Below are 19,128 nucleotides of genomic sequence, written 5' to 3'. Positions count from 1 at the left end.
ATGAAAAAATGTACGGTAATCCATGGATGCGCGCGCAGGCGGTTGAACCGCTGCTGCCGGTCAACCTGACCCAGCCGGAATTGACCCTGCCATTCCTGCCCGGGCGGGTGTGGAGTTTTACCGGGGGCCCGCATTCGGCATGGGGGCCGGACGGTGCCAGAGCCGCATTGGATTTTGCTCCCGCCAGTGTGGAAACCGGCTGTAACATTTCCGATGATTGGGCAACGGCTGTTGCCAGCGGTTTGGTGGTTCGCACGGATACGGGGGTGGTGGTGCTGGATTTGGATGGAGATGGGTACGAACAAACTGGTTGGGCGATTTTATATTTACATGTTGCCAGTAAAAACCGGGTGAGTGTTGGCACGTGGGTGCAGCAAGGTGACCTGATTGGTCATCCATCCTGTGAAGGCGGCACCTCAACCGGCACCCACATTCACATTGCGCGCAAGTATAATGGGGAGTGGGTTTTGGCAGATGGCCCGCTGCCCTTTGTGCTGGATGGCTGGCGGGCGGTGGCTGGTAAAAATCCTTATGAAGGTAGTCTGGTGAAAGACGGGCGGGTGATCAATGCCTGCACCTGTGGGTCGTTTGAAACACGCATCAGCCGTTCGAATGGTGGAAATTAAGCGTTTGCTGAAACGAAAATCTTTGTGGTTATTGGTATTCTTGTTCATCTTGACAGCCTGCCTGCCGCAGGTTGAGGTCAGTGATCCAAATCAAGAGGCAGATTTAATCCAGATTCCGGCAACACCGGGAGAGGGAGGTTTGCCAACCCCTTTGCCAACCCGTGAACCGTATGCTCCCGGCACACTGGTGGACTACACTGCCCAGACAGGCGATACGCTTCCGGCTCTGGCTGCCCGTTTCAATACCACTGTGCGCGAAATTTTACAGGCCAATCCCTTTATCCCGCCGGATGCAACCACAATGCCGCCGGGAATGCCGATGAAAATTCCCATTTACTATCGGCCATTGTGGGGCAGTCCTTTTCAAATATTGCCTGATCCGTTGTTCATTAATGGTCCGGCTCAAATTGGCTTTGATGTAAAAGAATTTGTCAACCAACAGCCCGGCTGGTTCAAAGACTATTCTTTTTATATTGGAAAACGGGAGCGACGCGGTGGTGAAATCATTGAAACCATTGCAACCGAGTACAGTATCAGCCCGCGCTTACTGCTGGCTGTATTGGAATATCAAACCGGGGCGCTGAGCCAGCCCCTGCCGTCAGGGGATGTTGATCTGTATCCCCTGGGTTACCGCGATCAATTTACCAAAGGGCTTGCGCGTCAATTATTGTGGGCAGCCAATACCCTCAATAACGGATATTACGGCTGGCGTACCGGTCAGATGGAGACAATCCGTCATGTAGATGGAAGACTGGAAAACCCGGACCCATGGCAAAACGCCGCCAGTGTAGCCCTGCATTATTACTACGCTCAAATGATGCCACAGGAAGCTTATGATTATGCGGTCAGTGGAGAGGGACTGCTGCGGGTTTATATCCAATTGTTTGGTGATCCATGGGCGGGTGTTGAGCCGCACATTCCCGGCAGCCTGACCCAGCCGGAAATGAGTTTTCCCTTCCCGGCTGGAAAGGTGTGGGCTTTTACGGGTGGTCCGCATACCGGTTGGGGGGAGGGTGAACCGCTGGCTGCACTGGATTTTGCACCCCCCAGCGTGGTGGGGGCCTGCCTTATCAGTGAACAGCCTGCCGTAGCCGTTGCCGATGGGGTGATAGCCCGGCGCGGCGATGCGCTGGTGGTGCTGGATCTGGATGGCGATGGAGATGAGCGCACTGGCTGGACGGTGTTCTACCTGCATCTGGCAAATGATTCCCTGCCCCCGGTCGGGAGAAGGCTCAGCAAAGGCGACCCGATTGGACTTCCCTCCTGTGAGGGAGGCAGAGCCACCGGAACCCATGTTCATATTGCCCGTAAGTACAACGGCGAGTGGATTCCTGCTGGCGGAGCCTTACCCTTCAATTTGGAGGGGTGGGTTGCGGCAAATGGAGATCAGCCTTATCAGGGCACTTTGAGTCGGGCAGGCCGCACGGTGCGCGCCTGTGAATGCTCGGATCGTACCAGTCAGGTTCAGTCGCAGCCATAAAAAACCCGCTGCGTTTTCACAGCGGGCATGATGGTTTGAAAGAATAACTAGCCTTCTTTGATGACGATTTTATTTTCAATCGTCACATTGTTGCGTATGGTAGCAATTGAGGGACAGTATTTTTCTTCAGAAAGCTGCACTGCCCGTTCAACGGCAGCCGGGTCTATATTTTTACCGGTCACCACATATTCAATCAGCATGTGGGTGATCTTTTTGGGATGCTCTGCAGCGCGCGTGGCGTGAACCAGAACCTCAAAGTCGGTTACTTCCTGACGTTTTTTCTTTAGGATGGAAATGACATCCATTCCGGTACAGCCGGCTACGCCGATGGCAATTAATTCTACCGGACGAAAGCCGGATTCGTTACCGCCCACTTCTTTGAATGTATCCATAACCAGCGAAAAACCGGAATCGGCGCTGCCAACAAAAGTCAAATCACCTTTCCAGACGGCTTTGGCTTCCATGCGGTTATTCCTCCAGTTTCAGTTTAACGCTTCGCGAATTTTCTGTACCAGATGACTTTCCGGTACGGCGCCGACGACTTCTCCCTTGCCGCTGTTAATGACCGTGTGGGGTACGCCGGAAACATTGAATTGGTCAGCCAGGCTGCTGAATTCCATGGCTTCGATCATTTCAGCCTCAACCATCGGGCTTTCCAGCGCCATCTGGTGAGCCAGCACGACCGCGCGCGGGCAGTACGGGCAGGAAGGGGTAACAAAGACCTGTAAGAGCACTTTCTGGTTCAGGTTTTTCAAGAATTCGCGTGTTTCGGGCGAAAGCCCCGAGTCGCGTTTCGATACGATGAGAATATCGTTGATCAGTGAGGTGAACTCATGTCCGGCGGGGATACCGGCGTAGCGAATGCCATAATCGTCCAGATTATCAGCCGATTTACCGAGAATAACAAAGCCGGGGGTTTTATCTACACCATATTGTGTTGCCAGCACCGCGTCTTTCTTCAGGTCAAATACCTGCAGGGTGAGTTTATCCGAAAGGGAAGTCACTTCTTCCAGTAATTGACGGGTATCCTCGCAGTATTCGCAGGGTTCACTCTGGTTGCCAAAAAAGATTATTTCAACCGGGTGCACCATTCCACTCAAAACATCCCGCACCTGACTGCGGATTTCATCATCTAAAAGTTTGCTCATTTTTTTCCTCCAAAAGTTTTCCATCCTCACGGGATGTCTATTTCTATTTTATCAGGTAAAGCAGCCGCCTTCGCCAAATCCACACACCGGACATACAAGGTTGAGTAAACCGTCGTAATCCATTATCCCTAAACCACATACCGGGCAGATTTTGCCGGGACGTGGATGGCGCAGGCTGTGATTCTGATTGGGCAGATTCAATTGAAGGGTGAAAGAAAAAGAACGATCCTTCTGGCGGTGAACATTCGGCCGCTTTGCAGGTTTTTCTTCGCCCATCCCGAGTCACTGCTCCATCTTCCGGTTATTTAGATGCGCACTCCACCCAAAAGTGACATTATTCGCTGCTGCGGTTAAGGAACTCCTCCAGGTGCAGGCGGAGAAATAAGCGCTGACGGATCTCCTGGGAGAGATGTTCGCTTTCCGGCTGGTGCTGGTAGAGATCAATCGTTTTTCTCAGCGTGTTGATGACAATCCGGCAGTTTTCACATTCGGTAAGATGCTGTTCAATTTGCCGACACAAATCCGGGCTTAATTCCCCGTCCACAAAATCGGAAATGGAAGACAATAATTGCTGACAATCCAGATGATCGTTCATTTTTGCTCCCATTGTTTTAGCCGCTCACCAAAGTAGCGGGAAAGCTGCTGGCGCAGAAACAGGCGGGCACGCAGAAGGCGGGTTTTGACATTGGTTTCGGTAAGTCCCAGTAGTTCGGCAGTTTCACGAATGGACAATCCCTCCAGATCGCGCAGGATGAATACACTGCGCAGGGTGGCCGGCAGCCGTTGAATAGCCTCATCCAGAAAGCGGCGTGATTCTTCCGAGAGAAGCTCATCCTCCGGAAGGCAGCACCAATCCGCCAGAATTAAGCCATTGGAGGGTGCGCTTTCTTCTGAGTCGTCTTCCTCGCCGGGAGTATCCAATGCCATATCGGGTTTTTGTTTACGCAGGAGCATCAGGGCTTCATTGACAGCAATGCGGTACAGCCATGTGGAAAGGCTGGAACGGCCTTCAAATTCTGGCAGTGCGCGCATGGCTTTCAGAAAAGTCTCTTGCAAAACATCCTCAGCATCCTGAGGATTATTGGTGAACTTCAGGGCAAGTCGGTAAACTTTGTCTGAGTACAAATCAACCATTCGCGCCAGCTCGTGCCGGTCACCTTTTCTCAACGCTTCCACTGATAGGGATGTTTCGGGGATGCTCTCGGCGGTCATTTGTTTAGATGTCCTCTGCTAATAAAAGTTGCGCTGAATTACGAGAGCGTCCAGTTGGGTAAAACATCCAGGTTGAGGGGATGGCGTTCGCCGGCGATGTAATGAAAATAACCTGCAGCAGCAATCATGGCAGCGTTATCGGTGCAGAGGGAGAGGGGAGGAATGTGAACCGGGAACTCGCGTTGTGAAAGGAAGGCGTTTCGCAAGGCTTCATTGGCAGAAACACCGCCGGCAACCAGGATTGCCTTTGCCTGATAGACTTTTGCGGCGTGAAAGGTTTTCTGCAAAAGAATATCCACAACCGCAGCCTGAAAACTGGCCGCCAGGTCTGGAATGGGAAGGTTGCGCCCGCGGCTTTCCAGTTCACGAACGGTGCGCAAAACGGCTGTCTTGAGGCCGCTGAATGAGAAATTCCATGTACCTTCCAGACGGGCGCGGGGAAAATTAAAGGCCTGCGGATTGCCATCCTGAGCAGCCTTTTGAATGGATGGCCCTCCCGGATAGGGTAGCCCGAGTAAACGAGCAACTTTGTCAAAGGCTTCACCGGCAGCGTCATCCAGTGTGCCGCCCAGGCGTTGATATTCGAGGTGCTGACGAATCAAAATCAGTTCGGTGTGACCGCCAGAAACCAGCAGCGCCAGCAGCGGAAATTCGGGCGGCGGGGGTGGGTGGGGGACATCAGCGGGATACAACCACGCCGAATAAATATGACCCTCCAGGTGATTGACGCCAATCAGCGGCAGGTTTTGAGCGATGGCTAACCCCTTTGCCAGATTGACCCCAATCACCAGTGAACCCGCCAGACCGGGACCGCGCGTGACGGCGATGGCATCAATGTCGGTCAGTCCCAAATGGGCGCGCTGAAGGGCTTCATCCACGATGGCGTAGATGGTGCGGATGTGTTGACGCGATGCAACCTCGGGGAATACCCCGCCGTACTGAGCGTGAATATCTATCTGGCTGGCTACGACGCTGGAAAGCAGCGCACGCCCGTTTTCGACGACTGCCGCGGCAGTTTCATCGCATGAGGTTTCAATACCCAGTACTCTGGCGGGAGGCAAATCAGAAGAAAATCGGCTCATCATATCTGATTTATACCACAGGTTCAGGTGCGCATTGGTAAAACAAAATCATACGGATAATCCGCCAGGCGTTCAAAAGTGCCATTCTCGCAGGCAACGTAAGTGTCTTCAATTCGAAAGCCCATATCGCGCGAGGGATAATACAGCCCCGGTTCGATGGTGAATACTACACCGGGAACCAGCTCATCCTGATCACCGGCAACAGCGCCGCTAAACGGCATTTCATGGATGCGCAGTCCCAATCCATGTCCCACACTGTGAACATATCCTTCCTGAGTTTGCGGGTCGGACTGAATGGTGGGGTGACCCAACTGCTCAAACAACTGGCAGGTACGCTGCTGGTAGTGGGAAAATGGGGTGTTGAGGGTTAGCTCAGAAACAATGGTGTCATAGGTATTTTGCACCTGGCGGTACAGTTCGAGCGCCTCATCGCTGGCGTAGCCGAGCGACCAGGTGCGGGTGAAGTCATAGTAGTATCCGCCGCCAGCCTCGCAGGGGAAAATGTCAAAGACGATGGTTTTACCGAGGCGGATAAGATCGGCAGGATTCCCGCTGCTGTGCGGCACACCGGCGTCTCTTCCAATGGCAAAAATCGTCCCTTCGGGATTTTCAGCGCCCAGTTCGCTAAGCCACAGATTGATACGACTTTTAACATCTCCTACGGTCAGCGGCTTGCCGTCGGGCCGAATCAGAACTTCATTTTCAACGCGGTGGTGAGCTAAAAAATCGGCAGTCCGGCCGACTACTTCGGTGGTGATTTGTGCCATGTGACGGATGCGTTCTATTTCCTGTGGTTCTTTGGTCATCATTGCTGGCATGAGAATCGGGTCCCGCGCGAATCCCACCCACTCGATCTCGGGGAGCAGATTGCTCAATTCTTTGAGAATGCCAAAGATTGGACCAATTTCGACCTGTCCATAAAGCGCAACCCGCCCGCGATTCAACCCCAGATCGCTCAACATCTGGCGGTAGCGCATGGCGAGGGCGCGGGTATAGTCCTGCCCAGCCTGTTCCAGCAGCGGTTTGAGAGGGTAATCTGAATACAGGCGGACAGACAGGCCGCTTTTGGCGGCTTCATCGCGTTCCATGGGTCCGCAAAACAAGATGGCCTGTTGATGACGGGGTTTGACCAGGTCCGCGCTGGTGATGTGCCCGCCGCCGGTCAGGTAAACCATAGCCGGATTGTGGATGGCGCTGCCGGTAACCAACAGAGCATCTATCCGGTGTTCTTGCATGAGGGTATCAATCTGGGTTTTCATTGGGCTCCTCGGTTTGATCAGAGTGTGGGATTAAGTTGGATTTGTTCAGGAGGGTTTTCAACCGGATCAACAGGCTGTGATCTTGATGGGGTAAAACGGTGCGCGGGTCAAGCAGTACCTGTTCGTTTTCTATGCGTGCAATGATGGCGGGGCTGCCCTCCCTCAAGCGGGCAAGAAATCGGTCGCAGCCGGGAACCGGAAGGGCAAGCAGGTAAGTAGGCAAATGCTCTTCGGGCAAAGAACCGCCGCCGATGGTCGAAAACCCGCTGATGACCTCACCGAATCCCAGGTGAGTCTGCCAGCCAAGCGCGCGCCGGTGAATTTCCTCCGGCGGGGTGGCAATCATCTGCCAGATGGGAATCTCGCTCAGGGCCTCGTCTTTGATATAGTGAAACAAGGTTGCTGAGAGGGCAGCCAGACAAAGTTTATCTGCCCGCACAGCGCGGGCGAGGGGATGTTTTTTGATTTTGGTGAGCAGTTCGGCTTTCCCGACCAGAATGCCGGCTTGAGGACCGCCGAGCAGTTTATCGCCCGAAAAGCAAACCAGATCACAACCGGCTTGCAGGGACTCCTGAACAGTAGGTTCGTGCGCCAGCCCAAATTCGGCGGTATCCAGTAAGGCTCCGGAGCCGAGATCATCCATGAGGATGGTGTGGTACTGGTGTGCCAGCTGGGCAAGGCTGCTTAGCTCCGGTTCGCTGGCGAAGCCGATCAGGCGAAAATTGGAGTGGTGGGCGTGGAGCACCAGCGCGCCGGGGTAGTTTTGCAAGGCATTTTCATAATCGGTCAGGTGGACGCGATTGGTCGTGCCAACCTCAATCAACTTTGCCCCGGATTGCTTCATCACCTCCGGGACGCGAAAACCGCCGCCGATTTCAACCAGTTGAGTGCGCGAGATGATGACCGGTTTGCGGCGTGCCAGCGCGCTCAATGCCAGCAGAACGGCAGCGGCATTGTTATTGACCACCAGGGCGTCTTCTGCGCCGGTCAGGCGGGTTAGAAATTGTTGCGCATGAACCTCGCGCTTGCCACGCTTGCCGGTGGCCAGATTAAATTCCAGCGTGCTGTAACCGCTGGCACAGGTCTGAATGGATTGCAGCGCCGACCGACTGAGCGGAGCGCGTCCCAGGTTGGTGTGGAGGATTACGCCGGTAGCGTTGATGACCGGCTGCAGGGTTAATTTTGTCCACTGGATGAGGTTTTCTTCCACCAAACTGAGGAGATGCTCTGTGTTTGGAGTGAGGGGAGATTCTCTCATCCCTTGCCGGATGGTTTCCAGAGCAGTGCGAATGGCGCTCAGGGTTAAGGGCCTGCCGTAGTAGGCAATCCACTGCCCGGCTTGTGGGGATTGCAATAGCTGGTCAACCGAGGGCAGGCTGCGAAGCTCATTCATTTTCACCGGCAACAAAACGGCTGCGTTCGGCAAGGCGGATGGCAAATTCAATCGCGCCGAGTCCGGCTGCGAGAGCAAATCCCAGCGGAAGGGTCAAAAAGCGGCCCATTTGGAACCATGCCAGCAAATCGAAATACAAACCAACCCAAATTGCCTGTCGAACGATGATACCGGCGGTAACCGGTGTAGGGCTGGGAAAACGCCAGTGAAGAAAATAAATCACCGGCAGTGAAAGACCGCTGGCGGTGATGGTGGTCAGGAAAAAGAACAGCCAGCGCGGAGCCAAAGTGGGCAAGGTCAGGTTGAAAAGCAGGAATAGCCCGGCTAAACCCATCGCGGCCAAAATTAATGCCGAAGCCAGAAAAGGGATGAAAGGCGGAAGATTTTGTTTTTCCACGATGTTACCTCTGCAAAAAATTATATCCTATCCGTTCGAGAGCGAGGGAAGATTTTTTGAGCAGGTTGCACAGAGCGGACCAGATTTTGAAAATTGGACATGCAGATTGTAATTTTTACTAAATGTGGTAGAATTTGTGATAACTGATTGACCGGGACAATCCCGGCGCTCATCCAGAGAGGTGGAGGGACCGGCCCGACGAAGCCTCGGCAACCGCTGAAACTATCAGCAGGTGCCAACTCCGGCAGAATCCGCAAATTGCGATGATTCTGGAAGATGAGAGAGCGATCTACGGAATGATGTGCCTCTCGTCCAGAGAGGTTTTTTTATATCTTTGGAGGTAAACTCATGCAACGAAACTACACCAATCGCCGCTATCTGGATGCTCTTGAAAAGCGTGTGCTGGTCTTCGACGGGGCAATGGGCACCAGTTTGCAGAAAATGAACCTGACCGCCGAGCATTTTGGCGGTGAGAAAACCATGGGCTGTAATGATTATCTGGTCATTACCTATCCGCAGGCGGTTGAACAGGTGCACCGCTCTTTTCTGGAAGTAGGTGTGGATGTCATCGAAACGGATACCTTCCGCTCGAACCGGATAACCTTAGCCGAATACGGCCTTCAGAATCGGGTGCCGGAAATTAACCGGGCAGCGGCTGCGCTGGCGCGCCGGCTTGCAGATGAATACAGCACGCCGGATCACCCGCGTTTTGTGGCGGGTTCCATTGGTCCTTCCGGCAAATTGCCTTCGATGGATGATCCGGAGTTATCCGATGTAACCTTTGAAGACCTTGCCGAAGTTTTCCGCGAGCAGGCACGCGGATTGATCGAGGGCGGGGTGGATTTGCTTTTGATTGAAACCTCGCAGGATATCTTGGAGGTAAAAGCTGCCATCGAAGGGATTCACCGCGCCTTTGCGGATACCGGTATTTACCTGCCGATTCAAGCGCAGGTGACGCTGGATACTTCCGGGCGGATGCTGTTGGGAACCGATATTTCCGCAGTAGAAACGATATTGGAAGGCCTGGCTGTTGATGTGATCGGCATGAATTGCTCGACCGGGCCGGAACACATGCGCGAGCCGATTCGATTTTTAGGCGAAATCAGCCCGCTGCCGGTTTCCTGTATTCCGAATGCCGGTCTGCCGTTGAATGTGGACGGGCAGGCAGTCTATCCCCTCGAACCGCAGCCGTTTGCCGAAGCGCTGGCAGAATTTGTTGAGAAACACCGCGTTAACGTGGTTGGCGGCTGCTGCGGTACCACGCCGGAACATTTGCGTCTGCTGGTCGAAAAAGTTGGCCACAAACCGCGCCCGCCGCGTCCTCAAGTGCATATCCCGCGCCTTGCCTCGGCAATGCAGGCGCAGCCCATGCTGCAGGAACCGCGCCCCTTTTTGATTGGCGAACGTCTGAACACGCAGGGTTCGCGCAAGTTCAAGAAGTTGATTCTGGAAGAACGTTACGATGATCTTCTGGAAATTGCCTACGAACAGGTCGAATCCGGAGCGCACGGCCTGGATGTTTGTGTGGCATTGACTGAACGAGCTGACGAGGTGGAAACGATGCGCAAGGTGATCAAGAAACTTGCGCCGGCGGTGCGTGTACCGCTGGTGATTGATACCACCGAGCCGGATGTGCTGGAAGCCGCCTTGCAAACCGCGCCAGGACGCTGCCTGATCAATTCCACCCATCTGGAAGGCGGAAGGGAAAAGGCGGATCGTGTGTTTGCACTGGCCCGCAAGTACAATGCCGCTGTGATTGTATTGACCATTGATGAGCAGGGCATGGCAAAAACGGCCGGGCGCAAATTGGAAGTGGCGCGCCGTATTTATCAAATTGCCGTGGAAGAACATGGATTACGCCCTGCCGATCTGGTGTTTGATGCTTTGACCTTTACACTGGCTACCGGCGATCCGGAATTTGCCACCTCTGCCATTGAAACGATTGAGGGCATTCGCCGCATTAAAACCGAGCTGCCGGGTGTGCTGACCTCATTGGGTGTCAGCAATGTGTCGTTTGGTCTGGGAGCGCGTGCCCGGGCGATTCTCAACAGCGTCATGCTTTTTCACTGTGTGCAGGCCGGACTGGATATGGCCATTGTGAACCCTGCCCATATTACGCCGTACGCTGAAGTTGGGGATGAAGAGCGTGCGCTTGCTGAGGATTTGATTTTCAACCGCCGTACGGATGCGCTGCAGCGATTCATCGCTCATATCGAGCGAAGCGGGGCCGAAAGTGAGGGTAAAACATCCCAAACTCAGGCGGCATTACAGGCGATGACCGCCGAACAGCGGCTGCACTGGCGCATTCTGCACCGTCAGAAGGAGGGGGTGGAGGCGGATATTGATGAGATTATCCAACGCGGAATGCACGCAACCCGGCATGAAACCGCCGTTCACATTCTCAACAATGTGCTGCTGCCGGCGATGAAGGAGGTTGGGGATAAATTTGGCAGCGGCGAGTTGATTTTACCGTTTGTACTGCAATCGGCTGAGGTGATGAAAAAGTCGGTTGCCCACCTTGAAAATTACCTCGAAAAGAAAGCCGGTGTCAGCAAGGGGTTGATGGTACTGGCGACGGTATATGGAGATGTGCACGACATCGGTAAAAATCTGGTCAAGACAATTCTGGTGAATAACGGCTACGAGGTGATAGATCTGGGCAAGCAGGTGACGGCTGAAACAATCATTTCCAAAGCGGTGGAGGTGAATGCCACGGCAATTGGTTTGAGTGCGTTACTGGTCAGCACCAGCAAGCAAATGCCGTTGATCGTAAACGAGCTGCACCGCCGTGGTTTGAACTTTCCAGTGCTGATTGGCGGAGCGGCGATTAACCGCCGCTTTGGACGCCGCATTTTGATGACCGAGAGCGGAGATCTTTATCCCGGCGGGGTATTCTATTGCAAAGATGCGTTTGAAGGGTTGGCAACCATGGACGCGCTGGTGCACCCGCAAGAACGCCAAAAGTTGCTGGAAACCATCCGCCGCGAATCGGAGATTGAACTGGGCCGCCAAACTGCAACGGAGGAAAGTCCGGTGAATGTTCGTCGCTCTTCCGTTTCGCCGGCCGTCAGCATACCCCGTCCGCCGTCGTGGGGGGTGCGGGTGGTGCGCAGTATGCCGCTGGAAGCGGTCTTTGAATGCCTGTTTAAGAATGAATTGTTCCGCCTTTCGTGGGGAGCAAAGAACACGCATGGCGAAGCGTGGGAAGAACTGCAGCGCACTTATGAAGAACGGCTTGAAAAGATGAAACGAGATGCCATCCGTACCGGCTGGTTGAAACCGAAGGGTGTTTATGGATATTTTCCGGCGCAGGCGGAAGGCAATGATTTGATTGTGTATGAACCGGGCAGCGTTCAACAGGGCAGCCCGGCTGAACTGGTACGTTTTTCCTTCCCGCGTCAGTCCAATGGGGAATTTTTATGCCTTGCCGATTACTTCAGCCCGCTGGAAAGCGGACAGATGGATGTGGTGGCTTTTCAGGTTGTGACAGTGGGCGAAGGAGCTACTCAACGCTTTGAGGAACTGCAATCCAAAGGGGATTACAGCGAAGCCTATTTCGTTCACGGGCTGGCGGTTCAAACGGCAGAAGCCGCTGCAGAGTACCTGCACCGCCATATCCGCCGCGAACTGGGCCTTCCGGCAGGACAGGGTAAGCGTTACTCGTGGGGCTATCCTGCCATTCCCGACCTGTCCGATCATCAAAAGGTTTTCTCGCTCTTACCGGCTGAATCCGAATTGGGGATGCGCCTAACGGAGGCTTATCAACTGGTGCCGGAGCAATCTACGGCTGCGATCATTGTCCATCACCCGCAGGCGAAGTACTTCAATGTGGGTGAGAGCCGGGTCGAACAACTCATGCGGGCTTAGAGGTGTAAGATGAAAGACTCAAAATTTCTGGATTTACTGCAAACCAGCCAGCGCCCTCTGCTTTCCGATGGGGCAATGGGAACATTGCTCAATCAGCGCGGCGTTTCTTTTGAACGCTGCTTTGACGAACTCAATCTGACCGATCCGGCGCTGGTGGCAGCCATTCACCGCGAATATATTGATGCCGGATCTCAGATCATTCAGACCAACACCTTTGGGGCCAACCGCTTCAAGCTGGCGCATCACGGATTGGAACATCAGGTTGCCGAAATCAACGCCGCTGCAGTGGAACTGGCGCGGCGGGTGGTGATGGCGTCTTTCAAAGACGTATTGATTGCCGGGGATGTTGGACCGTTGGGGGTGCGCCTGGCTCCCTTTGGCCGAGTGCAGCCGGAACAGGCGCGGCAGGTATTTGCTGAACAGATCGCCGCATTGATCGAGGCAGGGGTTGACCTGTTGATCATCGAAACGATGACAGATTTATATGAAATACGCGAGGCAATTTCCGCGGCGCGGCAGATTAACCCGCATGTGCCGGTAGTAGCCTCGATGACTTTCACCCGCGATGACCGCACATTGCTCGGAGATGACCCGATCAAGGTAGCGCGCGGCATTCAAGAAGCCGGGGCGGATGTGATTGGAATCAACTGTTCGGGCGGGCCAAATCAAATCCTGCGCATCCTCAAACAAATGCACGCTGCTTTGCCGGAGGCACGCTTTTCGGTGATGCCGAATGCTGGCTGGCCCGAACAGGTTGGCGGGCGAATTATGTATCCGGCTTCGCCTGAGTATTTCGGGGAGTATGCACTGGCCTTCTGGCAGGCCGGCGCCAGTCTGGTTGGCGGCTGCTGCGGGACAACACCGGCGCATATTTCGGTCATGCGTCAGGCCATTGAAACCCGTCCACTGGAAAAGTTTAGCAACGGTTTTTCGTTAGCAGTGGTTGAAAGGGAAGAAGCCAATCAGGAAAGGCAGGCTCCCACGCAGATGGCACAAAAACTGATGGACGGTCGCTTTGTGGTGGCGGTTGAAATGGATCCTCCGCGCGGTTTGACCACCCAAAAATTGCTGGCTGGTTCCAGTCTGCTGGCTGAGGCCGGTGCGGACGTTATCAATGTGGCTGACAGTCCCATGGCAAGGATGCGCATGAGCCCGTGGGCGGTATGCCGTTTGATTCAGGAGAAAGTTGGAATTGAAACGGTGCTGCATTTTCCCACGCGGGGGCGTAATTTGCTGCGGGTTCAGGGAGATCTGCTGGCAGCTCATGCGCTGGGTGTTCGAAATGTGTTTGTGGTGATGGGAGACCCGACCGCTATTGGAGATTACCCGGACGCAATGGATAATTACGATCTGGTGCCTTCCGGCTTAATTAAATTAATCAAACAGGGCTTCAATGCCGGTGTGGATCATGCGGGAGTTGATATTGGGCAGCCAACTTCCTTTTTTGTGGGTTGTGCGCTCAACCTGACTCCTTCCAACCCGGAAAGCGAGCTAAAAAATTTGCGCCGCAAGTTGAACGCCGGAGCTGACTTTATTTTGACGCAGCCCATTTATGACCTGAAGCCGGCTGTGAGTTTTCTGGAACGTATCAAAAGTGAAATTGAACACTTCCATACCCCATTACTGGTGGGCGTTTTGCCGTTGGTTTCTGCGCGCCATGCCGCCTTTTTACAACATGAAGTGCCCGGTGTGAACATCCCACAGGAAATTCATGATCGTATTGCTGCTGCGGGAGAGCGGGCAGCCCAAACCGGCATTGATATTGCTTTTGAATTGATTGAGCAGATGGCCAACTTTGCGCAGGGGATTTACCTGATGCCGGCTTTTAACCGCTTCGATTATGCGGCGGAGATCATTGAAAAAGTACGCCGGCTGGAACTTCCGGCGGAACAGACGAAATTCTCCCAATCAGGTTGAAAACATTAATGCTGAAATGTGTTAAACTTGCAGGATAAGAACTTCCTGTGGGGAGAGAAGATTGAGTCGCGTACTGGTGCTTTCGGATATTCATGGTAACCTGGATGCCTTAGAGGCGGTCTTGCGGGATGCAGGTAAGGTGGATACTGTCTGGTGTTTGGGAGATGTGGTTGGCTACGGCCCACAGCCAAAGGAATGCCTTCACCGCATTGCGAATTTACCGGGCCTGATTTGCGTGCAGGGAAATCACGACGCCGCTGTGACCGGCAAGCTGGATCTGTATGCCTTTAACCGTGAGGCCATCCTTTCCATTCAGTGGACACGGGCGCAGTTATCTGCGGATGATGTGGAATGGCTGGCGAATTTACCGGAAAAGGTGGAATTTGATGACATAACCCTTACACATGGCAGTCCCCGAAATCCTATTTGGGAATATTTACTGGATTTGAACACCGTTCAGGTAAATTTTTCGCACTTTACGACCAGTTTTTGTCTGGTCGGTCATACCCACATTCCGGTGATGTACACTTACTTTAATCGCAATGGGAATGGCAAAGATGAGGGATATGTGGATTGGATGATTCCTCAGCCGAATCAAAAGATTCGCCTGATTCCTCGTTCCATTGCCAATCCCGGTTCGGTTGGCCAACCCCGTGACCGGGATGTGCGGGCTGCCTATGCAATCTACATGCCGGAGAGTCAGCAATGGGAATTGCGGCGGGTTGAATATGACATCCGTGCTGTGCAACAGAAAATACTGGCGGCCGGCTTGCCCTCAAGACACGCCTCACGGTTAGAAGAAGGCTGGTAAAGGGAACTAATCTGCCTTCCCCTTCGTCATAGGGCATAGAGAAGCCCTTTTCACTCAGGAGGAGTTCCATGTTCAAGAAAAGTCTGGTCATCATGATGTTGTTGACCCTGCTGACAGCGTGTGCCCCCGCACGCAGTGAAAAACAATCTGTTCCTGAAATTATGCCACCCGAAATATATGCCGGAGCTCCCCCGGCTGCGGATGTATATTCAGAAGGCGCAAGGACGATTGAGAAGGAGCAGGTTGTCAGTTCTGGACTGCCTAATCCTGTCGAACGGCTGGTCATCCGCAATGCCAATTTGAGTATAGTGGTGCGTGACCCAGGGGAAGCGATGGATGAAATCATCTCCATGGCGGAAGGGATGGGTGGATTCGTGGTCACTTCCAATCTTTACCAGCGGCGGTTGGCCAACGGTAATCTGGTTTTGGAAGGAAATGTCACTGTGCGGGTGCCTGCCCTCAAGCTGAATGAGGCAATGGAGAAGATCAAGGGTCTGGTAGATGACCCGCGGACCGACGTTCTATCCGAAAATATCAATGGACAGGATGTAACTGCCGAATATACCGATCTTAAATCCCGTTTGCGCACTCTGGAAGATGCTGCCGAGCAATTGCGCAAGATCATGGAAACCGCAACGAAAACCGAAGATGTACTCAATGTGTTGAACGAACTGCGCAACGTTACGGAGCAGATTGAAGTGTTGAAGGGCCAGATTAAATATTATGAAGAATCAGCAGCCATGTCAGCCATTTCGGTCAACCTGCAGGCTCAGGAGACGGTTGCTCCGATTACTGTAGGTGGTTGGAAGCCGGAGGGTGTGGCGCGGGATGCCATTCAGGCCCTGATTGATGCGTATCAAACCATTGCCAGCGGGGTGATTTGGGCAGTATTGTTCTGCCTGCCGATTGCTTTGCCGATTGGGTTGGTGATTTTCTTCATCGTTCGTGGTTTGCTGCGCTGGAGAAAGCGCCGAAAAGCGACTATTCCAGCAGCAACCGCTGAAAAAAGCGATTAATTACCTCGATACAATCCTAATCTTGCAAGGGATGCCTTCGGACTGAACAAAAAACCGAAAGCGTCCCTTGCCCATTTCCTGCCAGCGAAGTACATCCCCGCTCACCGACTGAGGCGTTTGGTTTAGCAGTAGTTCAAACCAGCCTTCAAAAGACCGCCCTAAGTCAAGTTCTAGATCCAGGCCATCTTCCAGAAATTGCCACCGTTTGACTTCTAACCCCTGACTGATGTGAAGGCTGCTGCCTGCGTAAGTGATCCCTTCAGACTGGGGGTAGGCGGCCAGTAAGGCAACCCCATGGGGTGGAATGGGCGGAAAGTTTACGGTTTCTCCCGTTCGACAGGTAAAGGAGTTGTCGTCCCAAAAAGAATGAAGATGATAACCTTTTCCCGTCAGATGGAAAGTTTGCGGTTCAAAATTCCATGGCTGGGGGGTATCTTCCCAATTAAAGTGTGCCAGCAGATGCCAGCTGCCAAAAGCGCCTTCCAAATCCAGACGCAGCAGGGTGGGCATTTCGCTGGATAACAAATCCAGAACCTGGGCGGTTTGGCCGATTACCGGCAGCAACACCTGTGCCAGACGGATGCGTTCTTGCGGCAGGGCGGGCAGATCATCGGACAGCAGTAACGAACCGCCGGTCAGGGCAATAGCCGTTGCCAGAGTTTGCACTTCGGAGAGGGAAAGGCGGGTGTCGGGGCGTACCAGCAGACAATCCGGATCGTTAATCCACCAACGGCGGTGCAGCGGGGCGCGGGTGAGGATGTTGTTGATCGAATTGCGGGCAGAGGGCATGTGCGGTTCATGTTTGAAGGGAAAACGGATATTGTTGAAGGCGGGCAGCCAGTCACCGCTGACATCCGCACCGATGCGCATGGCATCCACCAGTCCTAAAACGCTGCCCAGCGGTGCGCCGCAGCCCAGCAGAAAGGTCTGTTCGCCAGCTGCCTGACGCAGGGCTTGCATGCCGCGCCGCAATACCTGTGCGCGGGTGAGCGTGGGATTGTGGTAAACGCCCGGCAGAGCGGCAGCATAGATAAAATCCAGTTTCAGGTAAGGAAATTTCCATTCGTGAGCAGCAGTATCTACGACCTGACAGGCGTATTCCAATGCCGCCGGGACGGTCAAATCCAACCCATGAGCAAAGGCGTTCCACACGAAGCCGGCGTTGACAGGCCGCCCGCGTCGGTCGCGCAGCAACCAATCGGGATGCTCCTGCTCAAGTTGAGATTGAGGATGGACGATGAATGGGGCGAGCCAAAGACCGGGAGAGAAACCTGCCTGTGAAATTTGTTCGGCCAGTGGGGCTACCCCCTCTGGAAAGGTGGGTTTGAAGGTGAACCAGTCTCCAACCTGCGATTCAAACCCATCGTCAATTTGAATCAATTCCAATGGCAGGCTCGGTTTTAACTGGAGGAGTGTATTCAGATTTTCCTCAACGTTTTGAGCGGTAACATGGGTGTAAAAGTGATACCAGGAACACCAGCCGGAGGGAGATTCTTTGGGAATGTGGACATCATGTTCCTGGGCGACAGCATGAAGGTAGGGCTGAAAAATGCCGGCATCGTCCGCACTACCGATCAACAAAACCGCCCAATCGGTGTGCATCGTTGAGCCGCTTTCCAGCAGAGTGTGATCGCCGTTTGCCCACAGGCGTAACGCTGGTTGATCGTAAAGAACGGCTTCAAGGCTGCCGAAATGCTCACGTTGGGAGAGAAAACCGGCAAGGATGGCTGTGTGCTGGGCTGCATCCGTTAGAATGCCAAAAAAGTCAGAGGTAAAATAACCGTTTTGCTTGAGATCGGGTGTCCCGGCGTTAATGACCATCGGTTTTTGAAACGCGCCCAGCCGCGAGCGACGCAGGGATGCTGTGGCGGGATAAGCGGCGGTATAAGACCACGACTGCCAGCCATTGCTGTAGAACCAGAAATCCCTGGCAGTGAATGGTCTGCCAAAATCCAGCCGGCTGTCGGACTGCATTCCGCCGACTCGCATCAATTCGATGCGTTCAATCCAAACGGGTTCTTCCCCCAAATTGGAGAGAAACAATCTCCACAATAAAAATGGCAGGTGATCGGCAAAAGCAAACTCGATGCGGGTTTTCAACCCGCCAATTGGAAGTGTACTGTCTATTGTAAATGACCGCAATCTGCCCAGGGGGGTGTGAATTTCACCTTCGGTTGCTGTGTGGGTTTGCCAGATGCTGAGGAGATCCTGCCGGCGGTTGTTTGCGGTAAAAGTGATGTTCAACCGAATTTGTTCCAGCCGGATAGGATACTGGCGGGATGTCACCGAAAACCAACCCTGATCAGGGTTGATGCTCAAATCATATTGGGCGTGATGAAAGGTCGGCATTTATTCCTTGCCGTTTGATTAATGATAAGGGATCGCTATAACCGTGGCAGGAGGATGCCTTGCTGCCGCTGGTACTTGCCTTTTTTATCGGCGTAGGAAATTTCGCAAGGTTCATCTCCCTCGAAAAACAACACCTGCGCAATTCCTTCGTTTGAGTAAATTTTAGCGGGCAGCGGGGTGGTGTTGGAGATTTCCAGCGTCACATAACCTTCCCATTCCGGTTCAAAAGGGGTTACATTGACAATAATTCCACAGCGAGCGTAGGTGCTTTTGCCAACACAAATGGTCAACACATTGCGCGGGATACGGAAGTACTCCACCGTGCGCGCCAGCGCAAAAGAGTTGGGAGGGATTACACATACATCCCCCTTGAAATCCACCATGGATTTGGTATCAAAGGATTTCGGGTCAACCACGGCCGAGAACACATTGGTAAAAATTTTGTATTCATCGGCAACACGAATATCGTATCCATAAGAGGATAGACCGTAGGAGATGACGCCGTCGCGCTTTTGATGATCTACGAACGGTTCGATCATGCCGTGTTCCAGTGCCATCTTGCGAATCCAGT

Annotated in this window: 17 protein-coding genes and 1 riboswitch; of the genes, 6 read left to right on the top strand and 11 right to left on the bottom strand. The window is 53.5% G+C overall.

Features of this window, described 5'->3' with window-relative positions; all coding sequences use genetic code 11:
* Together VAE48_RS08470 and VAE48_RS08465 are read left to right on the top strand one after the other, a co-directional pair.
* The coding region (locus tag VAE48_RS08470; protein ID WP_322792887.1) for a M23 family metallopeptidase at positions 1–626 on the top strand (626 nt) is incomplete at its 5' end.
* On the top strand, positions 568–2,106 hold the full coding sequence (locus VAE48_RS08465) for a LysM peptidoglycan-binding domain-containing protein (protein ID WP_322792886.1): 1,539 nt from the start codon (positions 568–570) through the stop codon (positions 2,104–2,106). The genes VAE48_RS08470 and VAE48_RS08465, both read left to right, overlap by 59 nt.
* Positions 2,107–2,153: 47 nt before the next feature.
* Here VAE48_RS08465 and VAE48_RS08460 read toward each other — a convergent pair whose 3' ends face one another.
* The 9 genes from VAE48_RS08460 to VAE48_RS08420 are packed head-to-tail and all read right to left on the bottom strand — an operon-like array spanning position 2,154 to position 8,597.
* Positions 2,154–2,570 (bottom strand): OsmC family protein, encoded by a 417-nt coding sequence (locus VAE48_RS08460; RefSeq protein WP_322792885.1) that lies wholly within the window; start codon positions 2,568–2,570, stop codon positions 2,154–2,156.
* Positions 2,571–2,588: 18 nt separating this feature from the next.
* On the bottom strand, positions 2,589–3,254 hold the full coding sequence (gene pdo, locus VAE48_RS08455; RefSeq protein ID WP_322792884.1) for a protein disulfide oxidoreductase: 666 nt from the start codon (positions 3,252–3,254) through the stop codon (positions 2,589–2,591).
* Positions 3,255–3,305: 51 nt separating this feature from the next.
* A complete protein-coding gene (locus VAE48_RS08450; protein WP_322792883.1) occupies positions 3,306–3,530 on the bottom strand; it encodes a hypothetical protein in 225 nt (74 codons plus the stop codon).
* 58 nt (positions 3,531–3,588) lie between these two features.
* On the bottom strand, positions 3,589–3,849 hold the full coding sequence (locus tag VAE48_RS08445) for a zf-HC2 domain-containing protein (RefSeq protein ID WP_322792882.1): 261 nt from the start codon (positions 3,847–3,849) through the stop codon (positions 3,589–3,591).
* Positions 3,846–4,466, bottom strand: a complete 621-nt coding sequence (locus tag VAE48_RS08440) for an RNA polymerase sigma factor (protein ID WP_322792881.1) — start codon at positions 4,464–4,466, stop codon at positions 3,846–3,848. Before VAE48_RS08440 ends, VAE48_RS08445 begins: the two co-directional genes overlap by 4 nt.
* Before the next feature lie 38 nt (positions 4,467–4,504).
* Positions 4,505–5,551, bottom strand: a complete 1,047-nt coding sequence (gene tsaD / locus VAE48_RS08435) for a tRNA (adenosine(37)-N6)-threonylcarbamoyltransferase complex transferase subunit TsaD (protein WP_322792880.1) — start codon at positions 5,549–5,551, stop codon at positions 4,505–4,507.
* A 20-nt stretch (positions 5,552–5,571) separates the two neighbouring features.
* A complete protein-coding gene (locus VAE48_RS08430) occupies positions 5,572–6,807 on the bottom strand; it encodes a Xaa-Pro peptidase family protein (protein ID WP_322792879.1) in 1,236 nt (411 codons plus the stop codon).
* Positions 6,791–8,200 (bottom strand): L-seryl-tRNA(Sec) selenium transferase, encoded by a 1,410-nt coding sequence (gene selA / locus VAE48_RS08425; protein ID WP_322792878.1) that lies wholly within the window; start codon positions 8,198–8,200, stop codon positions 6,791–6,793. Before selA ends, VAE48_RS08430 begins: the two co-directional genes overlap by 17 nt.
* Positions 8,193–8,597: a hypothetical protein gene (locus VAE48_RS08420; RefSeq protein ID WP_322792877.1), complete on the bottom strand. Its 405-nt coding sequence runs from the start codon at positions 8,595–8,597 to the stop codon at positions 8,193–8,195. Before VAE48_RS08420 ends, selA begins: the two co-directional genes overlap by 8 nt.
* Before the next feature lie 166 nt (positions 8,598–8,763).
* Positions 8,764–8,880, top strand: a riboswitch (SAM riboswitch).
* A 65-nt stretch (positions 8,881–8,945) separates the two neighbouring features.
* On the opposite strand from VAE48_RS08420, the gene metH reads away from it, so the two are divergent.
* The 4 genes from metH (at position 8,946) to VAE48_RS08400 (ending at position 16,208) form a co-directional block, all read left to right on the top strand.
* A complete protein-coding gene (metH, locus tag VAE48_RS08415; protein WP_322792876.1) occupies positions 8,946–12,464 on the top strand; it encodes a methionine synthase in 3,519 nt (1,172 codons plus the stop codon).
* A gap of 9 nt (positions 12,465–12,473) precedes the next feature.
* The gene (locus VAE48_RS08410) at positions 12,474–14,381 is read left to right on the top strand and encodes a bifunctional homocysteine S-methyltransferase/methylenetetrahydrofolate reductase (protein WP_322792875.1); all 1,908 of its coding nucleotides are present in this window, start codon (positions 12,474–12,476) and stop codon (positions 14,379–14,381) included.
* 61 nt (positions 14,382–14,442) lie between these two features.
* Positions 14,443–15,192, top strand: a complete 750-nt coding sequence (locus VAE48_RS08405; RefSeq protein ID WP_322792874.1) for a metallophosphoesterase family protein — start codon at positions 14,443–14,445, stop codon at positions 15,190–15,192.
* Positions 15,193–15,260: 68 nt separating this feature from the next.
* Positions 15,261–16,208, top strand: coding sequence for a DUF4349 domain-containing protein (locus VAE48_RS08400; RefSeq protein WP_322792873.1), 948 nt, complete (start codon positions 15,261–15,263; stop codon positions 16,206–16,208).
* Here the strand turns inward: VAE48_RS08400 and VAE48_RS08395 are convergent, their stop codons facing one another.
* Both VAE48_RS08395 and dcd read right to left on the bottom strand, forming a co-directional pair.
* The gene (locus tag VAE48_RS08395) at positions 16,209–18,557 is read right to left on the bottom strand and encodes a glycoside hydrolase family 36 protein (protein WP_322792872.1); all 2,349 of its coding nucleotides are present in this window, start codon (positions 18,555–18,557) and stop codon (positions 16,209–16,211) included.
* Between the two features lie 35 nt (positions 18,558–18,592).
* On the bottom strand, positions 18,593–19,128 hold a 536-nt coding region (dcd, locus tag VAE48_RS08390; RefSeq protein ID WP_322792871.1), incomplete at its 5' end, for a dCTP deaminase.

Origin of the sequence: Bellilinea sp. (assembly GCF_034432615.1) — a bacterium.
In the GTDB taxonomy this organism is placed as follows: Bacteria; Chloroflexota; Anaerolineae; order Anaerolineales; family Anaerolineaceae; genus Bellilinea.
The sequence above is the reverse complement of the archived record's forward strand: the minus strand, read 5'-3'. Positions and strand labels throughout refer to the sequence as shown.